We start from the raw sequence: 18,716 nt of genomic DNA, 5'->3' as shown, positions 1-18,716 counted from the left end.
CTCCGCCAGGGTTGCCCAATAAAAAACGCGTCCCTTTCGCCAAGGGGCGCCTAACGAAGGCCTCTCCTCTTTCATGGGCGGCCCAGGCAGCAAAGGACGCTGCCTGGGCTACTCCAAAAGGCTGGATCAACTCTGGTTTTCAATAGGCTTCTATGGCGGACGGCGATATCAGTCCAGAACTTTTTTAGCGAACGCCTGGGCGTTGGCTTCGTCTTCCCCATTGGGGCGCCCGGTCATTTGTTCGACCATTCCGGCCCATGCGTCGTCGTCCAGGCCTAATTTGTTCTTGACCGGCTCGTGCAAGGCGTCCGCCAGGTATCCCTGGCAGTCAAAGCATCCTTTGTATTCCATGCCGTTTTTCTCGCAGGCCGCTTTGGCGGGTTCGGCGAATTCGTCCATCTCCTGGTCGGGGTAGGCCGGGGCGAAATGGGTGATGAAGAGCGCCATTTTCCGGCCTGCAGCCGGCTTGAGCGCGCCCAGGCATTCCTTGACCGGGGCCGCCAGATTGGCTGAATGCAAAGGCGAGCCGATGAAAAGAACGTCGTATCCGGCTGCCTCGTCCGGGCTGACGTCCTCCAGTTTTTTCAATTCAGCCGTGTGGGCTTTGGCCGCTTCTTCATAAATGGCCTTGGCGATTTTTTCCGTGTTCCCGCTCTGGCTGAAATAAGTCACTAATACCTTCATGAGTGTACCTCCTGATTTATAGGTGATGTTGGAGAACCAACCTGCCTGCACCATAGGAGGCGTCCCTAAAAAGGTCTGTAGCGTCTGCTACACAAAAGAAAAAAATATGGTTGTTTCCGGAAAATCTTTGTTAGGCCTTTTGCAAGCCCCGTCGGCCGCCCTAAACCCAACCCAAGGTTGTTGCAAAAATTGCATGGCAGACGACAGCCAGGCAGACGGTCACGGCCAGGCCGATTTTTTTCGTACGCAGACTCCAAGCATCGTGAAGCCTTGCGATCAGGTAAAAGGGCGTGCAATACACCACGATGATCAGCCAGATATTGGGCCAGCGCCACCACCAGTAATCCCAGACAAGCAGGCCGCACTGATTCAGGCAGACCTCCACGAACACGGCCAGCAGCCCGAACCCGACCGGAATGACAAACCGATTGGACAAGCCGAAAATTTTCAAATTTTTGTCTTCAGGAAGGGCCTTGACGATCATAAGCCCCACCACGGAGAAGAAAAATGCGATTTCGATGTTCAGGCCCGCGTAAATCACATAGGCTGAATCCCCTCCCGGCGTGGACCACATGGCTGCAAAGCCGGAAAAATGCAGGACCAGGGCGTTAAACATCTCCCAGATGAACTCCCCGGCCCAAAAGCCCAGGCCCAGCAAAATCGCGCTCCAGTTTTTGTTCTCCGCCTCCACGATGTACATGTAGATCGCGATGACGATCAAAGGCACAACGTACCACTTCATGTTTTCAGGATTGCGTACAAGGCTTAAAGCCTGAATGCTTGCTTCCGTCATGTTCTCCCCCTCCTTTAAACTTGAGTGTCCTATCCCCCCATGTGCTAACGGCGGCTCGGCGCCAGTTCCGCCTCCGCCCTGGCCTTATTCATATACTCCCCGGCCAGCTCATGCTTCCCCTCCTGTTCGAGCAGCCGGGCTGCTTCCATGTATCCTTTCCATTTTTCGTCAAAGGACGAGGCAATATAGGCCTCCAGATAACTGTCCGCCTTTTCATCCCGGCCCAAATCCCAGGCAATGAGGAACATGAGGGCGAGAATATCCCGGGCGTCGGCCTTGACGCCCATGGCGGCCAAGGCATGGGACTCCGCCTCCTCCGAACGCCCCAACCGATAGGCGCACAGGGCCGCCTTTTTGCGAAACACGTAGCACTCGTATCCCGCCTGGATAGCTCGCTCTATGGCCGCGAGCGCTGTCTCCCAGTCTTTCCGGGCCATGGCCTGATCCGCTATGGAATTCAAGACCAACGGATTATGGGGATCAAGCCTTTGGGCTTGGTCAAGGGCTTGTTTCACCTTGTCCGGCCGGCCTGCCAGGGATTCAGCCAGGAAGTACATACCCATGGAATTTTCAGGATGGGCCTGGACGAACGCCCCGGCTTCGGCGTGCATTTGCTCTAAAGAACTCCTGGATATTTCCTTCAAAGCAGGCATTTGCATTCTCAGCGCCGACATTCGCCCAACAAACCGGATTTCCTCGCTAAAACAATGATATCCTTGCTTTTCTCCGCCCAGGAATATGAGCGTGGGAATTAAGGCGACAATCACGACGGCCGCCGCCGGGCCTCTTACGCTTAAGCTAAGGGCCAATTTGTCCGAAAGCGAACCAGAGAGGACTATGGAAACAATCAGGCATGGGGCCGCCCACCAGAAATTGTTCCATGGCTCCCGGGCGTTTATGATCGTCGTAATAAGCGCTGTCGTGAAAAAGATGATGAGCAGCAGCGCAAAGCGCCGGTCCTTAACGAATTTTACGGAAAATAGCACAGCCGCCAGATATAGGACCCCGGGCGCAAGCGCACAGGTTGTGCGGAAAGGAAAAAAATACACATTGCCGCCTTCCAAAGCGACTCGATAGGGATCGGGAAAGGTCATGAGCAAATCGCCCAGATACAACAAAAGCAGCCTGGGAGAGAGCCCAATGCCTGACGCCAGGGTTTCGTGCCGTTTGAAGTTAACCCAACCCTGGGACCCGTTGTAATATAGGTGAGGCGATATAATTATCAGGAAGACGGCGAGCCCGGTCCAGGCCAGGGGGCTTTTGAGGATTTTCCGCCCATGGCCGAAAATCAGAGCGTAAAGCGCCATGGGGAACAAAACTATAACCGCGGGCTCGTAGAACATATAGCCGATTCCACCGGCCCCCCCCAAAAAGAGAAAGTCTTTCGGGCTTTCCTTTTCCACGGCGCGGTAAAAGAAAAGCAGCATCCATGGAACGGCGGCGTACCCGGCCTGCTCCACGGTCAAGGGCGCCCAGGCGACCATAAAACGGTCCACCGAGGCCAGGGCCAAAGCGAAAACGCCGGCCCGGGTTCCGAACAACTCCCTGGCAAGGGCGAATATCCCGGCCAGGCCCAGCAGGGAGACGGCAATGAAAAACAACCGGGCGACAAAAAAACGGCCCATGCCCAGGGTGAGGCCCAGGCTCAGGAGGTAATCGGCGAACAAGGGATGGGAGGTGAGGCGGCTGCCCAATGGAATGCTCGCGAAGCCTGGCTGCTGGGTGAAAAATCCGCTGACCACGCGAATATGGCCCATTTCATCAAAGTTCAGCGGCAGGCCCCAGGCGTAGAACGCCCGTAAACATAGGGCTGCAGCCGCAAGGGCCGCCGGGATCAGGATTTGCTTGTGAGGAAGGGACCAAGGCCGAGTCATGCCTTTTGTATATATTACGTGCACTTAAAAGACAAGATATGGTATGATTCCCTATGCATAATTTTCAGACTCCATAAACCGCAATGATTAGGCGCCGGAAGGCAAGCGTGCATCGAAAGGCTTTTAATATGAAGATTATTCGCTCAAAACAGCCCAAATACCCTACATTATTAAAATTTGCGTTTAGCGGGGAAAACGGGGAGATTCCCGATTTCAAGGGCAAGGAAGGCGAGGTCGCCGTTCGCTATGAGCAAGGCTACACAAGCGTCTATTGCGGGCTGGGCGAAAGAAAGGACATGGCGCCGTACAAGGCCCGGTCCGCCGCCGCCGACGGCGTGCGCCAGGTGCGCAAGCTGGAGCGCATTGGGCTGTCGGTCATCCTGCCCCAGGAGACGCCTGATAAATCCGCCGTGGACGTGGCCTGCGTGGAAGGGCTTTTTTTAGGCGCCTATGAGTACACGGAATATAAAAGCGAAAAGCCCAAGGAATTGCGCACCTGCCAGCTTGTGGGAGTCAAGGCGCCCAACAAGAAGATCAACGACGCAATCGCCGCATGCCAGGCCGCCTGCTACTCCCGGGATCTCATCAACGACAACGCGGACAATATCTTTCCGGAAAGGCTGGCGGACGAAGCCAGACAAATTTGCCGCCAGGACGGCTTTTCCCTGACCGTGCTTACGGAACAAATGATGGAGAAAAAAGGCCTGGGCCTTATTCACGCCGTGGGCAGGGCCTCCAACCGGCCTCCCCGTTTGGTGGTCATGCAGTATAAAGGGGCGCCGGACAATCAGGAGAAAATCGCCATTGTAGGCAAGGGAATCACCTTTGACAGCGGCGGGCAGAACCTCAAACCCACGGGCTCCATCGAAACCATGCGGGACGACATGTCCGGGGCCGCAGCCGTATTGGGCGTTATGAAAGCCCTGGCCGAAATCAAGCCCGCCGTCAACGTGATCGGCGTGCTGGCGGCGGCCCACAACGCCATTGGCGGCGCCGCGTTTTTTCCCGGCGACGTGTACACGTCCTATTTGGGCAAGACCGTGGAAATCGGCAACACCGACGCTGAAGGGCGGCTGGTCCTGGCCGATGCCATAGCCTATTGCGAGAAAAACTATCGTCCCACGGAAATCATCGACATCGCCACGCTCACGGGCGGCGTGATCATCGCCCTGGGAACCACGGTCGCCGGCCTCTTCTCCAATGACGACGCCATGGCCGAGCGCCTGTTCCAGGCCGGAGAGGACACCCGCGAACGCCTGTGGCGCTTTCCTTTGTACAAAGAGTTCTACAAAGCCATGAAAAGCGACCGGGCCGACCTGTGCAACACGGCCAAGCACAAAAAAGGCTGGGCCAGCTCCCCCACGGGCGCGGCTTTCATAGGAGAATTCGTCTCCGAGGCAAAGTGGGCCCACCTGGACATTGCCGGGACCGCCTATAACGAGGGCGGGGCAACGGGCGAAGTTCCCAAATTCGGCACAGGATTCGGCGTCAGGCTGCTGCTCAATTATCTGGGTGTGATATAGAAAGAAGGAGAAACGTGTCCTGCGATTATAAAGAATACAAACAAGCCGACATCGGCGGCGCAAAGGTGAACTATCTGGAATACCCCGGAAACGGCCCCAGCCTGATTATGCTCCATGCCACGGGCTTTTTACCCTGGGTATGGCATCCGGTCGCCCGGGGCCTTTCCTGCGATTACGACGTGACCGCCCCGTTTTTTTGCAAGCATCGCGAGCCCAATATGGAAAACGGAGGCATTGGATGGAAGGACCTGGCCCGGGATCTGGTCAAGCTGATGGAAGTTTTGGAGGTCAAGCGCCCCTATTATATGGTGGGCCATTCCATGGGCGGCGCCGTGGCGACCCTGGCGACCGCTTTGTTCGGTTTGCAGCCCGAAGCCATGGTGCTCATTGAGCCCATCATCCTGCCGGAACAGTTTTACGGGTTCAACCCCACCGTGGAGCAGCATCCCCTGGCCTCCAAGTCCATCAAAAGGCGAAACCATTGGGAGGACCGTCAAGAAGCAAGGGAATACCTGCTTTCCAAAAAGTTTTTTGCAAGCTGGGATCCCGAGGTGCTTGAGATCTATCTTCAATACGGCATTGTGGAAAACTCGGGCGGCCTGACCCTGGCCTGCCAGCCGGACAAGGAGGCGGCCCTTTTTCTGGGCAGTTCCCAGGAAAACCCCTGGCCGGTTCTTGCCAAACTGCATTGCCCGGTTTTGGTGTTGGAAGGAGAAACCACCGAAAACAAGGGGATTATTCCCTTTGAGAAGGCGGCTGCGGCCATGCCCAATGGCGAATTTCAAATCGTGAAAGGCGCCGGCCACCTGATTCCCATGGAAAGGCCGCGCAAGACCCAAGCATTGATAAAGGAGTTTTTTGAGTCATTGTAACCCCCCGGGAAAAAGGAGGTTGGATGAACAGGAAATGGATACCCGGCTTACTGGATGCGGGCCGGCTTTATCAGAAGCCCAAACCCTGGATGATGCGCATGGGCCTGGACGGACTTAAGGGCCTGTTCCATGTCTTTAACCTGCCCCTGATACGGCGGTTTCATCCCTGGATGCAGGAATCCAAGACCAATATGTATTGGATACCCGTAAACCAGGAATTGGAGCGGGAGCCGGACGTGCCTTTGCCTTACGAGGTAGTGGAGCACTTCATTGAAAAGTCATCCACACGGGTTGTCATGGATTTCTGCGGCTGCAGAGCGGCCCATAAGTGTGAGCGGTTTCCCACGGATATAGGCTGTCTGATGATGGGGGATGACGCCGTAAAGATTCCGCCGGAGTTCTCCCGCATGGTGGATAAGGACGAGGCCCGGGCTCATTTGCAAAAGGCCGTGGACGCCGGCCTTCCGCCCTTTATCGGCAAAGCGCGCATCGATAATTTCATTTTCGGCGTGCCGGACAACAGCCGGCTGTTGACGGTCTGTTTTTGCTGCGACTGCTGCTGCGTCACGGATCTTTTGAAGCATATTCCGCACGAGGAGCGGCAAGCCATCGTGCATCCTTTGGAAGGCCTTGAAATTCATGTGGATCAGGAGGCCTGCATCGGATGCGGCAAGTGCGCGGAGCATTGCTTTATTGAGGCTGTATCTCTGGACTCCGGCAAGGCGTTCATTTCAGAGGAATGCCGGGGATGCTGCCGGTGCGTTTCCGTGTGCCCGGCCAACGCCATAAAAATCCGTTTGAATAACCCGGATTTTGTCCGGCAGGCGGTTAAAAGCATTGAGTCAAGCGTTCGAATGGATTAATGCTTTCTATAGGATCAGGAAATTTTGGGGAGGGGAAAGGTCTGGAACACACTTTGGTGAAAGGACGCCCTGATTGAAACTTGAAGACACACACGCCCGCGTGGCTGAGTTGGAGCATCAGTTGGACCTCAGCCTTACGCAGTGGCAGACCACCTTTGACGCCATTACGGATTGGGTTTGCATCATCGACCTGAATTTCCGGATTTTGAGATCCAACCGCTCATGTGCGGATATTCTGGGCCTGGATCCAAGAAACGTCGTGGGGAGGACCTGCTACGAAATGGTTCATGGCACCATGGCGCATATCGCAGGCTGCCCCATCCCTAAGATGATAGAAACCGGAAAGCGCGGAGAATCCGAGCTGCATTTGCCTGACGGACGCTGGATTATGGTCACCGCCGACCCGTTATTCGATGATCGGGGGTTTATCACCGGCGCAGTGCACATGGTTCGGGACATCACCAAACGGAAGCTTATAGAAACAGCGCTCCAGGAAAACCAGGAGCGTCTCAGGCTGGCCGCCGAAGCAGCAAGCCTTGGGCTGTGGGACTGGAGGCTGGATCTGAACCGCCTTTTTCCCAACGAGATATTCATGGAAATTTCCGGCTTGTCCCTGGATGACGCCAATTTTTTCACAGCCGAGAAGTGGCTGAGCAGAGTCCATCCCGAAGAAAGAGGCGCCGTAAAAAGAGCCCTTGAAGAGCATTTGAACGGAACGTCTCCCAAAGCCTTCATTGAATGCCGAATCAAGCACCCGGAAAAGGGCTGGATCTGGGTGTCCGGCCTGGGACAGGTGATAGAACGGAACCGCAGGGGAGAAGCCATTCGCATGGTGGGCGTGCACCGGGACGTCACCGAGCAGGTTTTGGCCAGCAGGGAAAAGGAAAACCTGATCAACAAGCTGGAAAGGGCTCTGGCTGACGTCAAAACCCTCAGCGGCATGCTGCCCATATGCTCCCAATGCAAAAAAATTCGGGACGACCAAGGCTATTGGAGCAACATAGAAAGCTATATTCAACAGCACTCCCTGGCCCAGTTCAGCCATAGCATTTGCCCGGATTGCGCAAAAAAATATTACCCGGACCTTAAAATTTATTAATTCAACTTTCGGGATTGGAAGTAGTGCTTTGAAATCAAATATTTATGTATGCGGCTCAGATCAATCTATATACCAGAGCCCGAGAGTCATGGTCCCTTCCCCCCCTGGCGGGGGAAGGACAGGATGGGGGGGAAACTATCCGGGATAACATACAATATCACCCCCACCCCAACCCTCCCCCGTCAAGGGGGAGGGAGTTTTTGGGACGCCGGCTTTGATGTTTAATACCTCATAGCCTGCTGCAATTTCTTAAATATGTGAAGAAAACTTGATTCCCGAAAGTTGAGTTATTAATTTGAGCTCCAAAAACGCTGCATTAACCATGGAGGGCGCATTGGGACAGGAAAATACGGAAAGTACGGAGAATATTTCCGTCCTCATTGGGGAGGCGCAACTCATCCTGGCCGAAAAACGCACTTCCCTGGCGGTGCTGAGATCCGGCGTGGCGGTCCTGGCCCTTCCCATCACGGTCCTCAGTTTTTTAATCGCCACGTCAAAATATTACGATTTTTTTAATGTTCTGCACTTTGTCATTCCTTTGTTTTGCATCCTTGGAGCGCTCACCGTGATTGGAGTCTACCTCATCGCCCGGTCCGTCATCCGCATGCAGCATTATGACAAACTCCTGAAAAACATTAAGAGGAAAAACCACACCATTTCCGAGTTGATCGATTAGCCGGAGCGGCGCCGCCTTTCGCCGCAGCGGAGAATCACCTTGACAAAAAAACTCTCAGGGCTTTAAATATCCGTGAAAATTGGCGTTACGGTTCCAGGGAAAGCGGTGCAAATCCGCTGCGGACCCGCCACTGTGAGAGAGGACGAAAGCCGCACAAGCCACTGTTTTTGAAGCGCTCCCCGCCAAGCCGGGGGGCGTTCCTTGAGCAAAGCGCAGCAATGCGCCGGGTATTTACCCGCTCATGGAAAAAGAATGGGAAGGCGCGGCCGGTAGAATGATTCTCAAGCCAGGAGACCTGCCGTAACTTTTTCCGGATTCCGGATAGCCTTCGGGTATAAGGCAGGCTGCACTTGCTTGCAGCCTTCATGTTCAGGGACTTTATCGGCCCCGCCTGTTTCCCGACAGGCGGGGCTCTTTATTTTGGGACGCATTATGAAACGCATATTCGCTGTCTTACTCATCGCCGCAACCTCTATAATCCTTGCTTCGGCGGCCCAGGCCGGCCCTTACGCGCCGGCGGCCGGGGAGGTAGGATCCACAGCCGTATCCATGGACGACGCCTCCATCAAAGGGTGGGCCACGGGCTATAACGGTCTTGTCTATGGAGATGACGTCATTGATACCTGGAAGACCCCGGAAAAGGCTCTGGGGCCGGCGTTAGGAACCGTGATGGATATTGTTTCCTTGGGGAATGGAGGGCAAATAACCATTTCATTTTTTCCAGCCGTTATAACAAATGGAGAAGGGGCCGATTTCGTGATTTTTGAGAATGCACTGAATGACACCTTTTTGGAGTTGGCCTATTTAGAAGTATCCTCTGATGGAGTTCACTTTTTCCGTTTTCCTAATGACTCCCTTACGCCGCATCCGTTCACCCTTGATGAAGATGACAATGAGATCCCCTTGGCTGCATGGGAAATCCTAACGGTTGATCCTGAGAATATTAGCGGTTTTGCAAGTAAATACCGTGTGGGGTACGGTACGCCTTTCGATCTGGACGATTTGGATACTCCTGAGGCCCAGCAAGGCATTTTGTCCGGGACTCTGAATTTGGACTATATCGCTTATGTGCGTATCATTGACATTATTGGAGACGGTTCCAGCCCCGACTCCTCGGGAGATCCGGTCTACGATCCATGGCATCCCACCAATCCCCAAACCAGCGCCGGGTTCGACCTGGAAGCGGCGGGCTATATGAATTACTTTGTTGGAGGCGACCTGAACCTGGACGACAAGCTGGATATGACCGACGCCGTTCTGGCCCTCCAAATCCTGGCCGGGGCCCCGGCCTCCGTATCCCTCACCCGCGACGCCGACGGCAAAATAACCCTGGCTGATGTGTTATTCGCCCTCTCTTACCTTGCCGAACAATAGGAACCGCCGTAGGGCGTAGGATTTCCCCGCCCAAGTGGATAGAGGCGTATACCGCTTGATCCCGTTGGGGAGCGCTCTTAGTCCAAGAGAGTGATGATGAATCCGCGGTTGGAAAACTGGCCGGACAGGGGCACGATTTTCATGTCGTAGGTTTTGGCGCCGATTTTCACGCCTTGCATGGATTGGGCGCTGTTCTCCAAAATGGCTTGATTCAGAAGCATGGCGGCCTGGGAGGGCAGGACGCCGCGCATGGGGTTGTCCACATGCAGTTCGATGCCGTCTTCCCTCAGATCCTCGGCTTTGCGGTTGATAAGCACCACGCAGCCGTCCGGGTCCATGCCGATGATAGGCAGGGGGATGTCCGCCAGGATGGCGTGGGAGACTTCCAGGGCCTGGTTTCGGAACTCCAGTTCCTGGGTTCTTTCCCAGACCAGTTGCTCCAGCCTTTCATTGATTTGGGAAAGCTCCTGATTATGCCCGATAACCTGCTCGTGCAGCACCTTGTTGGCCCGGATAAGCTCCCAATGCTGCAGGGCGGCGCGGATTTCCAGCTTGAGGTTTTCATCGTCCCAGGGCTTGAAGAAAAATTTGTAGATGTGGCCCTTGTTGATGGCTTCCGTAATGGTCTTTATTTCCGAATAGCCCGAGAGAACGATGCGGATGGTTTCGGGATACAGGTCTCTGACCCGGGACATAAGCTCGGTCCCGCTCATGCCCGGCATTCTTTGATCGCAGACAATGAGCTGGACCTCATTCTTTTCCAGGATGTTAAGAGCTTCGTCCCCGCTTGTCGCAGTCAACACATTGTACGGCTCCCTGCGCAAAAGCCTTTTTAAGGAATGGAGGATGTTGACTTCGTCATCCACGCAAAGAACGGTATGTTGAATTTCTTCCATGATAGCCGCTATTCCTCCATGAAAAAAGAGTAGGCTTCCTGAATTTGAGGCTCCACCTCGGAAAACCAGACGTCAACCGTATTGAGATGTTTCGCAACCAAGGGCTCCACCGAGGGATGCACTTTCAGGGGCCATTTATGCCCCATAAAGTCGCCCAGGTACCCGTTGACAATGATATCGGCCGCATGAACCATCTTCAGCCTGTCCATGTCCGGGGCGCTGCTGGACATGGTATGGTGGCTTTTTATAACCCCGACCAGGCCTTCGGGAAGCCGCCATTTTTTGGCAAGGGCGCCGCCCACCATTGCATGGCTTGCACTGACGAATTCCCTCTCCGCCACGGAGAAGGACCTCTGGTTCGCGTCCATGGACTCCACGATCTTCTCCATGGTTCCATAAAAGTACTGGAGCAGGACCAGCTTGCCCACGTCATGAAGCAGCCCTCCCACAAAGCAGTCGTCCGGGGCGGCGATTTTTGTTTGTTTGGATAGGTGTTGGCTAAGCACGGCCACGGCCAGGGAGTGTTTCCAAAGAAGCCATGCGTTAATGCCGCTTTCATTGCTTTTGCCCGGTTTGAAGCATTCCACGACGGACAGGGACAGCACCGCGTTGCGCACCGTGTTTATTCCCAAAATAACGACCGCGTGTTGCAGGGTTTCCACCTTTTTCCGCAGGCCGAAAAAGGCGGAGTTCGCCATTTTCAGGATTTTAAGGACAATAGCCTGATCCTTCCCCAAGGCATCGCTGATGTCCTTCATGGATGCCTTGCCATCGGCGACCATCTGATTGAATTTGATGGCCGCCACCGGCAGGGTGGGAAGATCAAGAATCTTGTCCAAATCTTTCAGTATATCCTGTTTCGGCAATTGCTAGTTCCTTTCATCAACCGTCTGTAAATCCCGATTACGGGTGATTTTTTTAATTAAGCAGAACATGGATCGGTCCCAAGCCCGCTCCTTCCGCGATTTTTCTCAGCCGTACGATATACCCTTCGGAAAGCTCCGTGTCGTAGGGCAGCAAATACTGCCCCTTGGCCGAATAAATGGCCCGCGACAAGACCATGCCCGGCTTTAACTGTTTGATGCCTACTTCCTTTTCCCTGGCGCCGGCGGTCCCCTTTTGGGACAGGCAGGCCAGAAAGGCCTCCACGGCCAGGGCGTCGAAGATGACGCCGGAGTTTTCCTTAATAAATTGAATCGCCGCTTTTTTCAGCAGGATTTGCTTATTCATGGACCCGGCGCCCGGTTTTTTTTTCATGTAGGCTATTACCGCTTCGTTCTTGTCCTTTTCCAGGTGAATAACCATATCGTAATAGTCGGCTACGGCGATAATTTTGGCGCCCAGCGGGATGGAGAACCTGTCCAGGCCGTCGGGAAATCCTTTTCCGTCGCATCGCTCATGATGCGACCGGATGAGCAGCCCCACGTGGTCCAATTTGCCTATAAGGCGGACCATGGCCTGCCCTTCGGCCGGGTGCTGGCGGTATTTCTCCTGGTCCTCATGGGACCACTGGGAGACCGGAACAAGGTGTTTGTCCCTGGCGATTTCCAGTCGGGCCATGTCATGAAGCAGGGCGGCGATTTCAATATTTGTGGTCTCATTTTGCTCCAGGCCCATTTCCATGGCCATATCCCGGGCCATGGCGCTTACCCGTCTGCCATGCCCTGCAAGGATGGGCGTTTGCATTTGAAGCAGGGAGGCGAAAGAGCGCACCGTATTGTGAAAGGAGGACTCCAGTTCCTTGTTCAGTGCGGAAAGCTGGAGGTTCTTTTGCTCAATCTCTTTGGTGCGCTCCGCAACCTTTGCCTCCAGACCATGGTTCAATTCCTTCAACTTGGCGTTTTGCCTGGCGGTCAGAGCAAGCAGCCTTTTGTTCTCCATGGTCAGTTCGAACTGCTCCAAAGCCTGGCGGACCTGAAGCAACAGGTCGTCGTCCTGCCAGGGCTTGGTGAGATACCGGTGGATGCGCCCCTGGTTTACGGCTTGAATAATGGCGTCCATTTCCGAGTATCCGGTCAAAAGAAACCGAATGGCGTCCGGGACGATTTTCCGGGCTTGGGAAAGAAACTGCGCTCCCGTCATTTCCGGCATTCTATGATCCGAGATAATCAGGGAAATCATGGTCTCCCGGTTTTTCAACATGTCCAAAGCCTGGGGCCCGCTTTGGGCCGTAAGAATGTTCAAACCCTCCCTGCGCAGAATGCGCTGGATGGCCTTGGATATTCCAGGCTCGTCGTCCACCAGCATCACGGTGTGCCTATATTTGGGTTTAGGGGCGTTCATGCGCTTTTCCGAAAAAAGGTTATTCTCCCAGGGCGGCCGCGATTTGCTTTTCAAATTCCTCCGGGTTCACAGGCTTTTCAATGAATCCGGCTATGTTATAGAATTTCAGTTCCATGTCGTCTTTCATGCCCGGATAACCTGAGCAGACCACTATAGGCAATTCCTTGTAATTCTTGCGTATCCTGGATATTAGCTCAAGCCCGTGTATCCCGGGCATTTTGATGTCCGTCACCACCAGATCCACTTTCTCCACGTTCAGAAGATTCATGGCGCGCTCTCCGTGGGAGACCGCGTATACGTTCCAGGGCGAGTGGCGCAGCAGGCGCGAAAAGGACTTGAGAACCTGATTGTCGTCATCCACGATCAAAATGGTTTTCCGGTCCTGTTGATCCAGCTCTTCCTGCCTGAGGGCCAGCTCGGCGGCCTGTTTAAGGTCGGCAGCCAAAAAGAGATTGGCATAAACTGAAATCCTTGCATCCCGTCTTCCAGCCGCCAGCTCGGGTGCAAGCAAAATCACCCGGGTGCGGGGCGCGGAGGTTAAAGTGCGCGCCAGGGCTTCCAGCCAAAGCGTGGATTCGGTTTCGTATTCCAGAATTACGGCTTCATAACTGACGCCGGAGATTTTGAATGTGTCCCTGTCATGTATGATTACGGAAGTCTGGGCATCCAATCCGGCCAACTCCACTCTTGTTTCATCGGCCTTTTCCTGGGACGGCATGAGGATATGGACCATCCTGTTTTTCATGATCATTGCTCCGTTCCTTTCGCAAAAGATTGGATTTTTTCTTGCTAACCTTTTGGGAAGCAAAATACAGGCCAACGATGTCTTGGAGGGTGACTATCGCTCGAAATCCCGTGGAAAGCGCAGGCCGCGGCATAATTGCCTCTGGGAGGAGGCGAAAAAGGGTCATAATCCTGACATCCGGCAGGGTATTGACGCACAATGCCTCCTGCAAGTGCGAGAAAACCCGCAAGGTCGGCTGCGCCGGCAGCTTTATGCCGGAAGGTATGCAATTTGCATATTTCTCCGGACAGTTTGCAGAAACCAAAGCATATTTCCCACGGAACGGAGCAAGTTCATGCGTGTTTTAGTAGCAGACGACGATGATATCGGAAGAATGGTCATAACCAGGCTTTTGAGTAAATGGGGGCATGAAACCGTCCCGGCAAAGGACGGTGAAGAGGCGTGGGACCTGTTTCAAAAGAATCCCGCGCGCATCGTCATTACCGATTGGAGTATGCCGAAACTCAGCGGGTTGGAATTGTGCGACCGCATCCGCAGCAATAAGTTTTCGCATTATGTATACATAATTATTCTGACCTCCCGGGAAGGCAAGGAAAACACGGTGGAAGCCCTTGGCGCCGGCGCCGACGACTTCATGAGCAAGCCCATTGACTCGGCGGAACTGAACGCCAGACTGAGGGTGGGGCTTCGAATCATTCAGTTGGAGGAGGAGCAGCAGCAGGCCAGGATCCACCTGCTTCAATCGGAAAAGATGGCCTCCGTGGGCCAGCTTGCGGCAGGGGTGGCCCATGAAATAAATAATCCCACGGGCTTTGTGAGCAGCAACCTGAAAACTTTGGGAGACTATTTGGACGACCTGGCCGGACTCGTAAGAAAATATAAGGAGTTTTGCCAAAATGTTCACGACGACCCTTCCTGCATGACATTGCCGTTAAAGGATCAGCTGCACGGCATCCTGGAGTATGAGCAGCGGATTGACCTGGACTACATCCTGGAAGACACAAACGACCTCATACAGGATTGCCGGGAAGGGACGGAGCGCATTAAAAAGATCGTCAACGACCTCAAGGATTTCGCCCACCCGGATGAAGATGAAGTCAAGCCGGCCAATATTAACCAGGGGCTGGAGTCCACCCTTAATGTGGTTTGGAATGAAATCAAATACAAAGCCGAAGTGTTTAAGGATTTAGGCGAACTGCCTCTGGTGGACTGCTATCCCCACCGGATCAACCAGGTGTTCATGAATATCCTGGTTAATGCGGCCCAGGCCATCGAAGAGAAGGGCGAAATTCATATCCAAACACGGGACCTGGGGCAGGAGGTGGAAATCAAAATCCGGGATACGGGCAAAGGCATTTCCGAAGAACACCTGGCCAAGATCTACGATCCTTTTTTCACCACCAAGGAAGTGGGCAAGGGAACCGGCCTGGGCCTCAACATGGCCTACAACATCATTAACACCCACGGCGGCTCCATAAAATGCGAAAGCGCGATAGGGCGGGGCACGACCTTTATTCTTCGGATTCCCATAGCCCAGAACCGGAAAGAGAAATAATACCGCAGTATTATATGTTTGTCCCGCCTGCTCGCCTTGTTTTGCGCCTTAGGCGCCCCCTCCGTTCTTATGCGCCGGCCTGTAGAAAAAAGTGGCCTTGTCGAAAATGGGCATGGTATCATTATCAGATGTAAGAATTAAGGGCTCCCGCCGGAGCGCTTGCGCGGAGAATTGCAGATCAAAAGACCTTTTGCACGCTTTTTTTTGTATTTTGCAACAGGGTCAGCCAGTCCTTTTAATCCAAAGCGTCAACGTAAACGCGCCCTGAAAACAGGCGCCAGCCATCTACAGAAGATTGGGATGACACATGTTGAGAGTGTTTCATAAATCCTTGAGTATAAAAGGGAATTTCTTCTGGATGCTCTTTTGCGCAACGGCCTTTTTTATGGCGCTTTCTCCGGCTTTGGCAACCCAGGAGACCGAGAGCGGCGCAGGCGGTCCTGCATCCCCGGATATTCAAAACGAGCTGGTCATCGCCCATAACCTGAGCCATCCGCCGTTCAAGTTTGTTGACAAAGACGGCCGGTCCCAGGGCCTGATTGTGGATTTGTGGCGTTTGTGGTCGCAAAAGACGGGCGTGCCCGTCCGATTCACCGGGGCGCCTTTTGAAGAAACCGTGGCCATGGTCCGGGAGGGCGGGGCGCAGATTAATGCGGGGTTGTTCAGCACCGAAGAGCGCCAGGAGTTCATGGATTTTTCCAATCCCATCCACGGAGTGTCGTATTACATTGTTTTTCATAAAAGCATTCTGGGGATAGGAGGGCCGGAGGACCTGAAAGGCTTCAAGGTGGGCGTCCCCGCCGGGGGATACACGGAACAGTTCATGCGAAAGCATCACCCGGGCCTGGACCTTGCTTTGTACAAGGATTATCCGGCCCTGTTCGGCGCCGCTCAGAACGGGGAGATTCGCGTGTTCATCGCCCCGGTGGAGAATCTCAGGGATTATCTGAAAAAGCATTATCTGACCAATGACTATCGGTTCGCCGCCAACCTGCCCATATTCGTCCGCAACTATAGGGGAGGCATAGCCAAAGGAAACAAGGCGTTGCTTGAAATCATCAACCGGGGCCTTGCGCAGATCACCCCGGAAGAGCGGGGCGAGCTGGAGCGCAAATGGCTGGGCTGGACCCGGGTTCGGCCTAAAGACGACGCCCTGGTGATTTCCATAAGCACGGACTATCAGCCCATGTCCTTCCGGGACCCCTTCGGCCGCCCCGCCGGCATGCTGGTGGACTATTGGAAGCTGTGGGCCGAAACCGTGGGCCAAAAGGTCGTCTTTGACATGGTTGATTGGGACCAAAGCGTCAGGATCGTCAAGGACGGAGAGGCGGCTTTTCATTCCGGGCTGTATTCCAGCGAGTCTCGCAGGGAGTGGATGGATTTTTCCCAGACCATTTACGAGCTGGATTCCAATCTTTATTACCTGCCCGAAAGCCCCGTCTCCCCGCCCTTGGAAAGTATGCGAGACGTCTCCATCGGCGTCGTCAAGGGGTCGTATCAGGAGGAATACGCGCTGAACAGCCTGAAGGAAACCTGCACCGCCGTGCCGTTTTCCACCGCCGAAGATATGCTTTACGCCCTGATCCAAGGACAGATAGACGCGTTCATAGATGAGTCCATTGTGGTGGATCTGCTGTTAACCAGGGACCGGTTTGCAGGCAAGGTGGTGGGGCACTCCACCCCGCTGTTTTCCAGAAGCCTGAAAGCGGGCGTTGCCAAAGGCAATAAAGACCTGCTGGAATTGATCAACCAGGGCGTTGAAGCCATGCCCAAAGATAAGCTGGAGGTTATTGAAAAACGTTGGATCGTGGACTCCGAAGCCAGGTATTTCGATAAAATCGCCCGGTTGGAAGGCAAGTCTTCGATCTACCTGAGCCCCCTGGAAAAGGCCTGGATCGATGAGCATCCGGTTATTCGGCTGGGCGTGGATCCCGGGTACGAGCCCTTTGAGTTCCTCACCGAGGGAGGCAAACACGCAGGCGTGGCCTCCGAATACGTAACATTGCTGAACAAGCGCCTGGGAACCAACCTCAAGGTGATTCCTTTCGACACCTGGAGCGAGGTCATCGTCCAGGCCAAGGCAAAGGGCGTGGACGTCCTCCCTGCCGTCATGAAAACGGAAAGCCGGGACGAGTACCTGGTTTTCACCAAGCCCTATCTCAGCTCGCCTGAAATGATTTTCTGCCGGACCGACGCTCCGTTCATCGGCGGCGCGGAAGACCTGACCGGGAAATTCATCGCTCTCAAACGCAACAGCTACATGGAAGACCGGATCCGCGAAAAATATCCCGAGCTGAGCCTGGTTTTGTACGATGACACGGCCCAGGCCCTGGAGGCCGTGGCCTCGGGCGAGGCGGACGCTTACGTCAACACCCTGGCCCACGGATCGTACGTCATCGCCAAGTACAACATATCCAACATCAAGGTCGCCGCTCCCATGGACGGGACCGTGGACGGCATTCGCATCGCCGTGCGCAAGGATTGGCCCATTTTGCGGGACATCCTGCAAAAGGGCCTGGACTCCATCACCCCGGAAGAGGCGGCCGCCATACGCGCCCGATGGATCACCGTGCGCTTTGAACACGGCAGGGAGGTGCGGACGATTCTCAAATGGGCGGGCGCGGTCCTTGGCGTCATCCTGTGCATGATGCTGCTGGTTTTTGTCTGGAACCGCAGGCTGGCCAAGGAAATCGCGCGCCGGGAGGAACTGGAGGCGCATCTGGTTACCGCCAAGGAAAAGGCCGAGTCGGCGGACCGGTTGAAATCGGCTTTTTTGGCCACCATGTCCCACGAACTGCGAACTCCGCTGAACTCCATTATCGGTTTTTCATCCATTGTGCTCCAGGAGCTTCCCGGCCCCTTGAACAAAGAACAGAAAAAGCAGATGGGCATGGTGCGAAACAGCGCCCGCCATTTGCTTGCCCTTATAAACGACGTTCTGGACATTTCCAAAATCGAAGCGGACCAACTGGTCCTGGCGCCCGAAAAATTCGATTTCACCCAGGCCGTCAACGGGGTGGTGCAATCGGTCCGTCCTCTGGCGGAGAAAAAAGGCCTGGTGCTGGAATTGACGCAGGACGCTTCCGATCTCCGGATTTTTTGCGATAAAAGGCGCATGGAGCAGGTGCTCATCAACCTGGTCAACAACGCCATCAAGTTTACGGAAAAGGGGAGTGTGAGCGTTTTGGTCAGCGGTCCGTCCAATCGCAATCCTCAGGGTGTAGATATGGTGATGATCCAGATTCAGGACACGGGCATCGGCATTCAGCCCGGAGATTTCAGCAAGCTGTTCAAACCGTTCAGGCAAATAGAAACCGGGTTGGATAGAAAATACGAAGGAACCGGCTTGGGGCTTTCCATATGCAAAAAGCTGGTGGGGCTCATGGGGGGGGAGATAACCGTGGAAAGCGAAATCGGCCACGGATCGCGGTTTACCGTTCGCCTTCCGGTTAACGGCCCCGTTCAACAGGAGGAGTAGC

The 18,716-nt window shown here is 54.5% G+C and carries 15 protein-coding genes and 1 riboswitch; of the genes, 8 read left to right on the top strand and 7 right to left on the bottom strand.

Annotation, left to right across the window (positions count from 1 at the left end; genetic code table 11):
* Nucleotides 1-168: 168 nt before the first annotated feature.
* The 3 genes from G491_RS0101565 to G491_RS0101555 all read right to left on the bottom strand — a co-directional run bounded on the left by G491_RS0101565 (nt 169) and on the right by G491_RS0101555 (nt 3,351).
* Nucleotides 169-684: a flavodoxin family protein gene (locus G491_RS0101565; protein ID WP_028313334.1), complete on the bottom strand. Its 516-nt coding sequence runs from the start codon at nt 682-684 to the stop codon at nt 169-171.
* A gap of 160 nt (nt 685-844) precedes the next feature.
* The gene (locus G491_RS29010; RefSeq protein WP_012610747.1) at nt 845-1,477 is read right to left on the bottom strand and encodes a hypothetical protein; all 633 of its coding nucleotides are present in this window, start codon (nt 1,475-1,477) and stop codon (nt 845-847) included.
* Nucleotides 1,478-1,521: 44 nt separating this feature from the next.
* Nucleotides 1,522-3,351 carry a glycosyltransferase family 39 protein gene (locus G491_RS0101555; protein WP_157467905.1) on the bottom strand — a complete coding sequence of 610 codons (1,830 nt, stop codon included), beginning with the start codon at nt 3,349-3,351 and terminating at the stop codon, nt 1,522-1,524.
* A 128-nt stretch (nt 3,352-3,479) separates the two neighbouring features.
* On the opposite strand from G491_RS0101555, the gene G491_RS29005 reads away from it, so the two are divergent.
* The 6 genes from G491_RS29005 (at nt 3,480) to G491_RS28995 (ending at nt 9,758) form a co-directional block, all read left to right on the top strand.
* Complete coding sequence (locus tag G491_RS29005) at nt 3,480-4,874, top strand: leucyl aminopeptidase family protein (protein ID WP_051326955.1); 1,395 nt, start codon at nt 3,480-3,482, stop codon at nt 4,872-4,874.
* A gap of 14 nt (nt 4,875-4,888) precedes the next feature.
* Nucleotides 4,889-5,746 carry an alpha/beta fold hydrolase gene (locus G491_RS0101545; protein ID WP_028313332.1) on the top strand — a complete coding sequence of 286 codons (858 nt, stop codon included), beginning with the start codon at nt 4,889-4,891 and terminating at the stop codon, nt 5,744-5,746.
* Between the two features lie 23 nt (nt 5,747-5,769).
* Nucleotides 5,770-6,609, top strand: coding sequence for a 4Fe-4S binding protein (locus tag G491_RS29000; protein ID WP_028313331.1), 840 nt, complete (start codon nt 5,770-5,772; stop codon nt 6,607-6,609).
* Nucleotides 6,610-6,682: 73 nt separating this feature from the next.
* A complete protein-coding gene (locus tag G491_RS0101535) occupies nt 6,683-7,708 on the top strand; it encodes a PAS domain-containing protein (protein ID WP_028313330.1) in 1,026 nt (341 codons plus the stop codon).
* A gap of 334 nt (nt 7,709-8,042) precedes the next feature.
* On the top strand, nt 8,043-8,384 hold the full coding sequence (locus tag G491_RS0101530; protein ID WP_028313329.1) for a hypothetical protein: 342 nt from the start codon (nt 8,043-8,045) through the stop codon (nt 8,382-8,384).
* Between the two features lie 71 nt (nt 8,385-8,455).
* A riboswitch (cobalamin riboswitch) is annotated at nt 8,456-8,701 on the top strand.
* A 115-nt stretch (nt 8,702-8,816) separates the two neighbouring features.
* On the top strand, nt 8,817-9,758 hold the full coding sequence (locus G491_RS28995; protein WP_051326954.1) for a hypothetical protein: 942 nt from the start codon (nt 8,817-8,819) through the stop codon (nt 9,756-9,758).
* Between the two features lie 77 nt (nt 9,759-9,835).
* Here the strand turns inward: G491_RS28995 and G491_RS0101520 are convergent, their stop codons facing one another.
* From G491_RS0101520 to G491_RS0101505, 4 genes are all read right to left on the bottom strand, one after another.
* Entirely contained in the window at nt 9,836-10,654 is an 819-nt protein-coding gene (locus G491_RS0101520) for a response regulator (RefSeq protein ID WP_012610739.1), read from the bottom strand.
* A gap of 8 nt (nt 10,655-10,662) precedes the next feature.
* On the bottom strand, nt 10,663-11,493 hold the full coding sequence (locus tag G491_RS28990) for an HDOD domain-containing protein (protein WP_169829375.1): 831 nt from the start codon (nt 11,491-11,493) through the stop codon (nt 10,663-10,665).
* A gap of 79 nt (nt 11,494-11,572) precedes the next feature.
* Nucleotides 11,573-12,937, bottom strand: coding sequence for a response regulator c-di-GMP phosphodiesterase, NosR family (gene nosR / locus G491_RS28985; RefSeq protein WP_084511220.1), 1,365 nt, complete (start codon nt 12,935-12,937; stop codon nt 11,573-11,575).
* A gap of 19 nt (nt 12,938-12,956) precedes the next feature.
* Nucleotides 12,957-13,682, bottom strand: a complete 726-nt coding sequence (locus G491_RS0101505) for a response regulator (protein WP_028313326.1) — start codon at nt 13,680-13,682, stop codon at nt 12,957-12,959.
* 334 nt (nt 13,683-14,016) lie between these two features.
* Here G491_RS0101505 and G491_RS28980 point away from each other — a divergent pair, with 334 nt between their 5' ends.
* Together G491_RS28980 and G491_RS33195 are read left to right on the top strand one after the other, a co-directional pair.
* Entirely contained in the window at nt 14,017-15,237 is a 1,221-nt protein-coding gene (locus G491_RS28980; RefSeq protein WP_035217424.1) for a response regulator, read from the top strand.
* A 358-nt stretch (nt 15,238-15,595) separates the two neighbouring features.
* On the top strand, nt 15,596-18,715 hold the full coding sequence (locus G491_RS33195; RefSeq protein WP_051326951.1) for a transporter substrate-binding domain-containing protein: 3,120 nt from the start codon (nt 15,596-15,598) through the stop codon (nt 18,713-18,715).
* Nucleotide 18,716 lies beyond the last annotated feature (1 nt).

The sequence above is a fragment of the Desulfatibacillum aliphaticivorans DSM 15576 genome, from assembly GCF_000429905.1.
Classification (GTDB): domain Bacteria; phylum Desulfobacterota; class Desulfobacteria; order Desulfobacterales; family Desulfatibacillaceae; genus Desulfatibacillum; species Desulfatibacillum aliphaticivorans.
Note: the sequence above shows the minus strand (reverse complement) of the source record. Positions and strands in the feature narration are given on the sequence as shown.

Bases quoted from the DNA above. Each gene is read 5' to 3' on its own strand.
- G491_RS33195 (WP_051326951.1), top strand. From the start codon at position 15,596: ATGCTCTTTTGCGCAACGGCCTTTTTTATGGCGCTTTCTCCGGCTTTG.
- G491_RS0101555 (WP_157467905.1), bottom strand. From the start codon at position 3,351: ATGACTCGGCCTTGGTCCCTTCCTCACAAGCAAATCCTGATCCCGGCG.
- G491_RS0101520 (WP_012610739.1), bottom strand. From the start codon at position 10,654: ATGGAAGAAATTCAACATACCGTTCTTTGCGTGGATGACGAAGTCAAC.
- G491_RS0101505 (WP_028313326.1), bottom strand. From the start codon at position 13,682: ATGAAAAACAGGATGGTCCATATCCTCATGCCGTCCCAGGAAAAGGCC.
- G491_RS29000 (WP_028313331.1), top strand. From the start codon at position 5,770: ATGAACAGGAAATGGATACCCGGCTTACTGGATGCGGGCCGGCTTTAT.
- G491_RS29005 (WP_051326955.1), top strand. From the start codon at position 3,480: ATGAAGATTATTCGCTCAAAACAGCCCAAATACCCTACATTATTAAAA.
- G491_RS28980 (WP_035217424.1), top strand. From the start codon at position 14,017: ATGCGTGTTTTAGTAGCAGACGACGATGATATCGGAAGAATGGTCATA.
- nosR (WP_084511220.1), bottom strand. From the start codon at position 12,937: ATGAACGCCCCTAAACCCAAATATAGGCACACCGTGATGCTGGTGGAC.
- G491_RS28995 (WP_051326954.1), top strand. From the start codon at position 8,817: ATGAAACGCATATTCGCTGTCTTACTCATCGCCGCAACCTCTATAATC.
- G491_RS0101565 (WP_028313334.1), bottom strand. From the start codon at position 684: ATGAAGGTATTAGTGACTTATTTCAGCCAGAGCGGGAACACGGAAAAA.
- G491_RS29010 (WP_012610747.1), bottom strand. From the start codon at position 1,477: ATGACGGAAGCAAGCATTCAGGCTTTAAGCCTTGTACGCAATCCTGAA.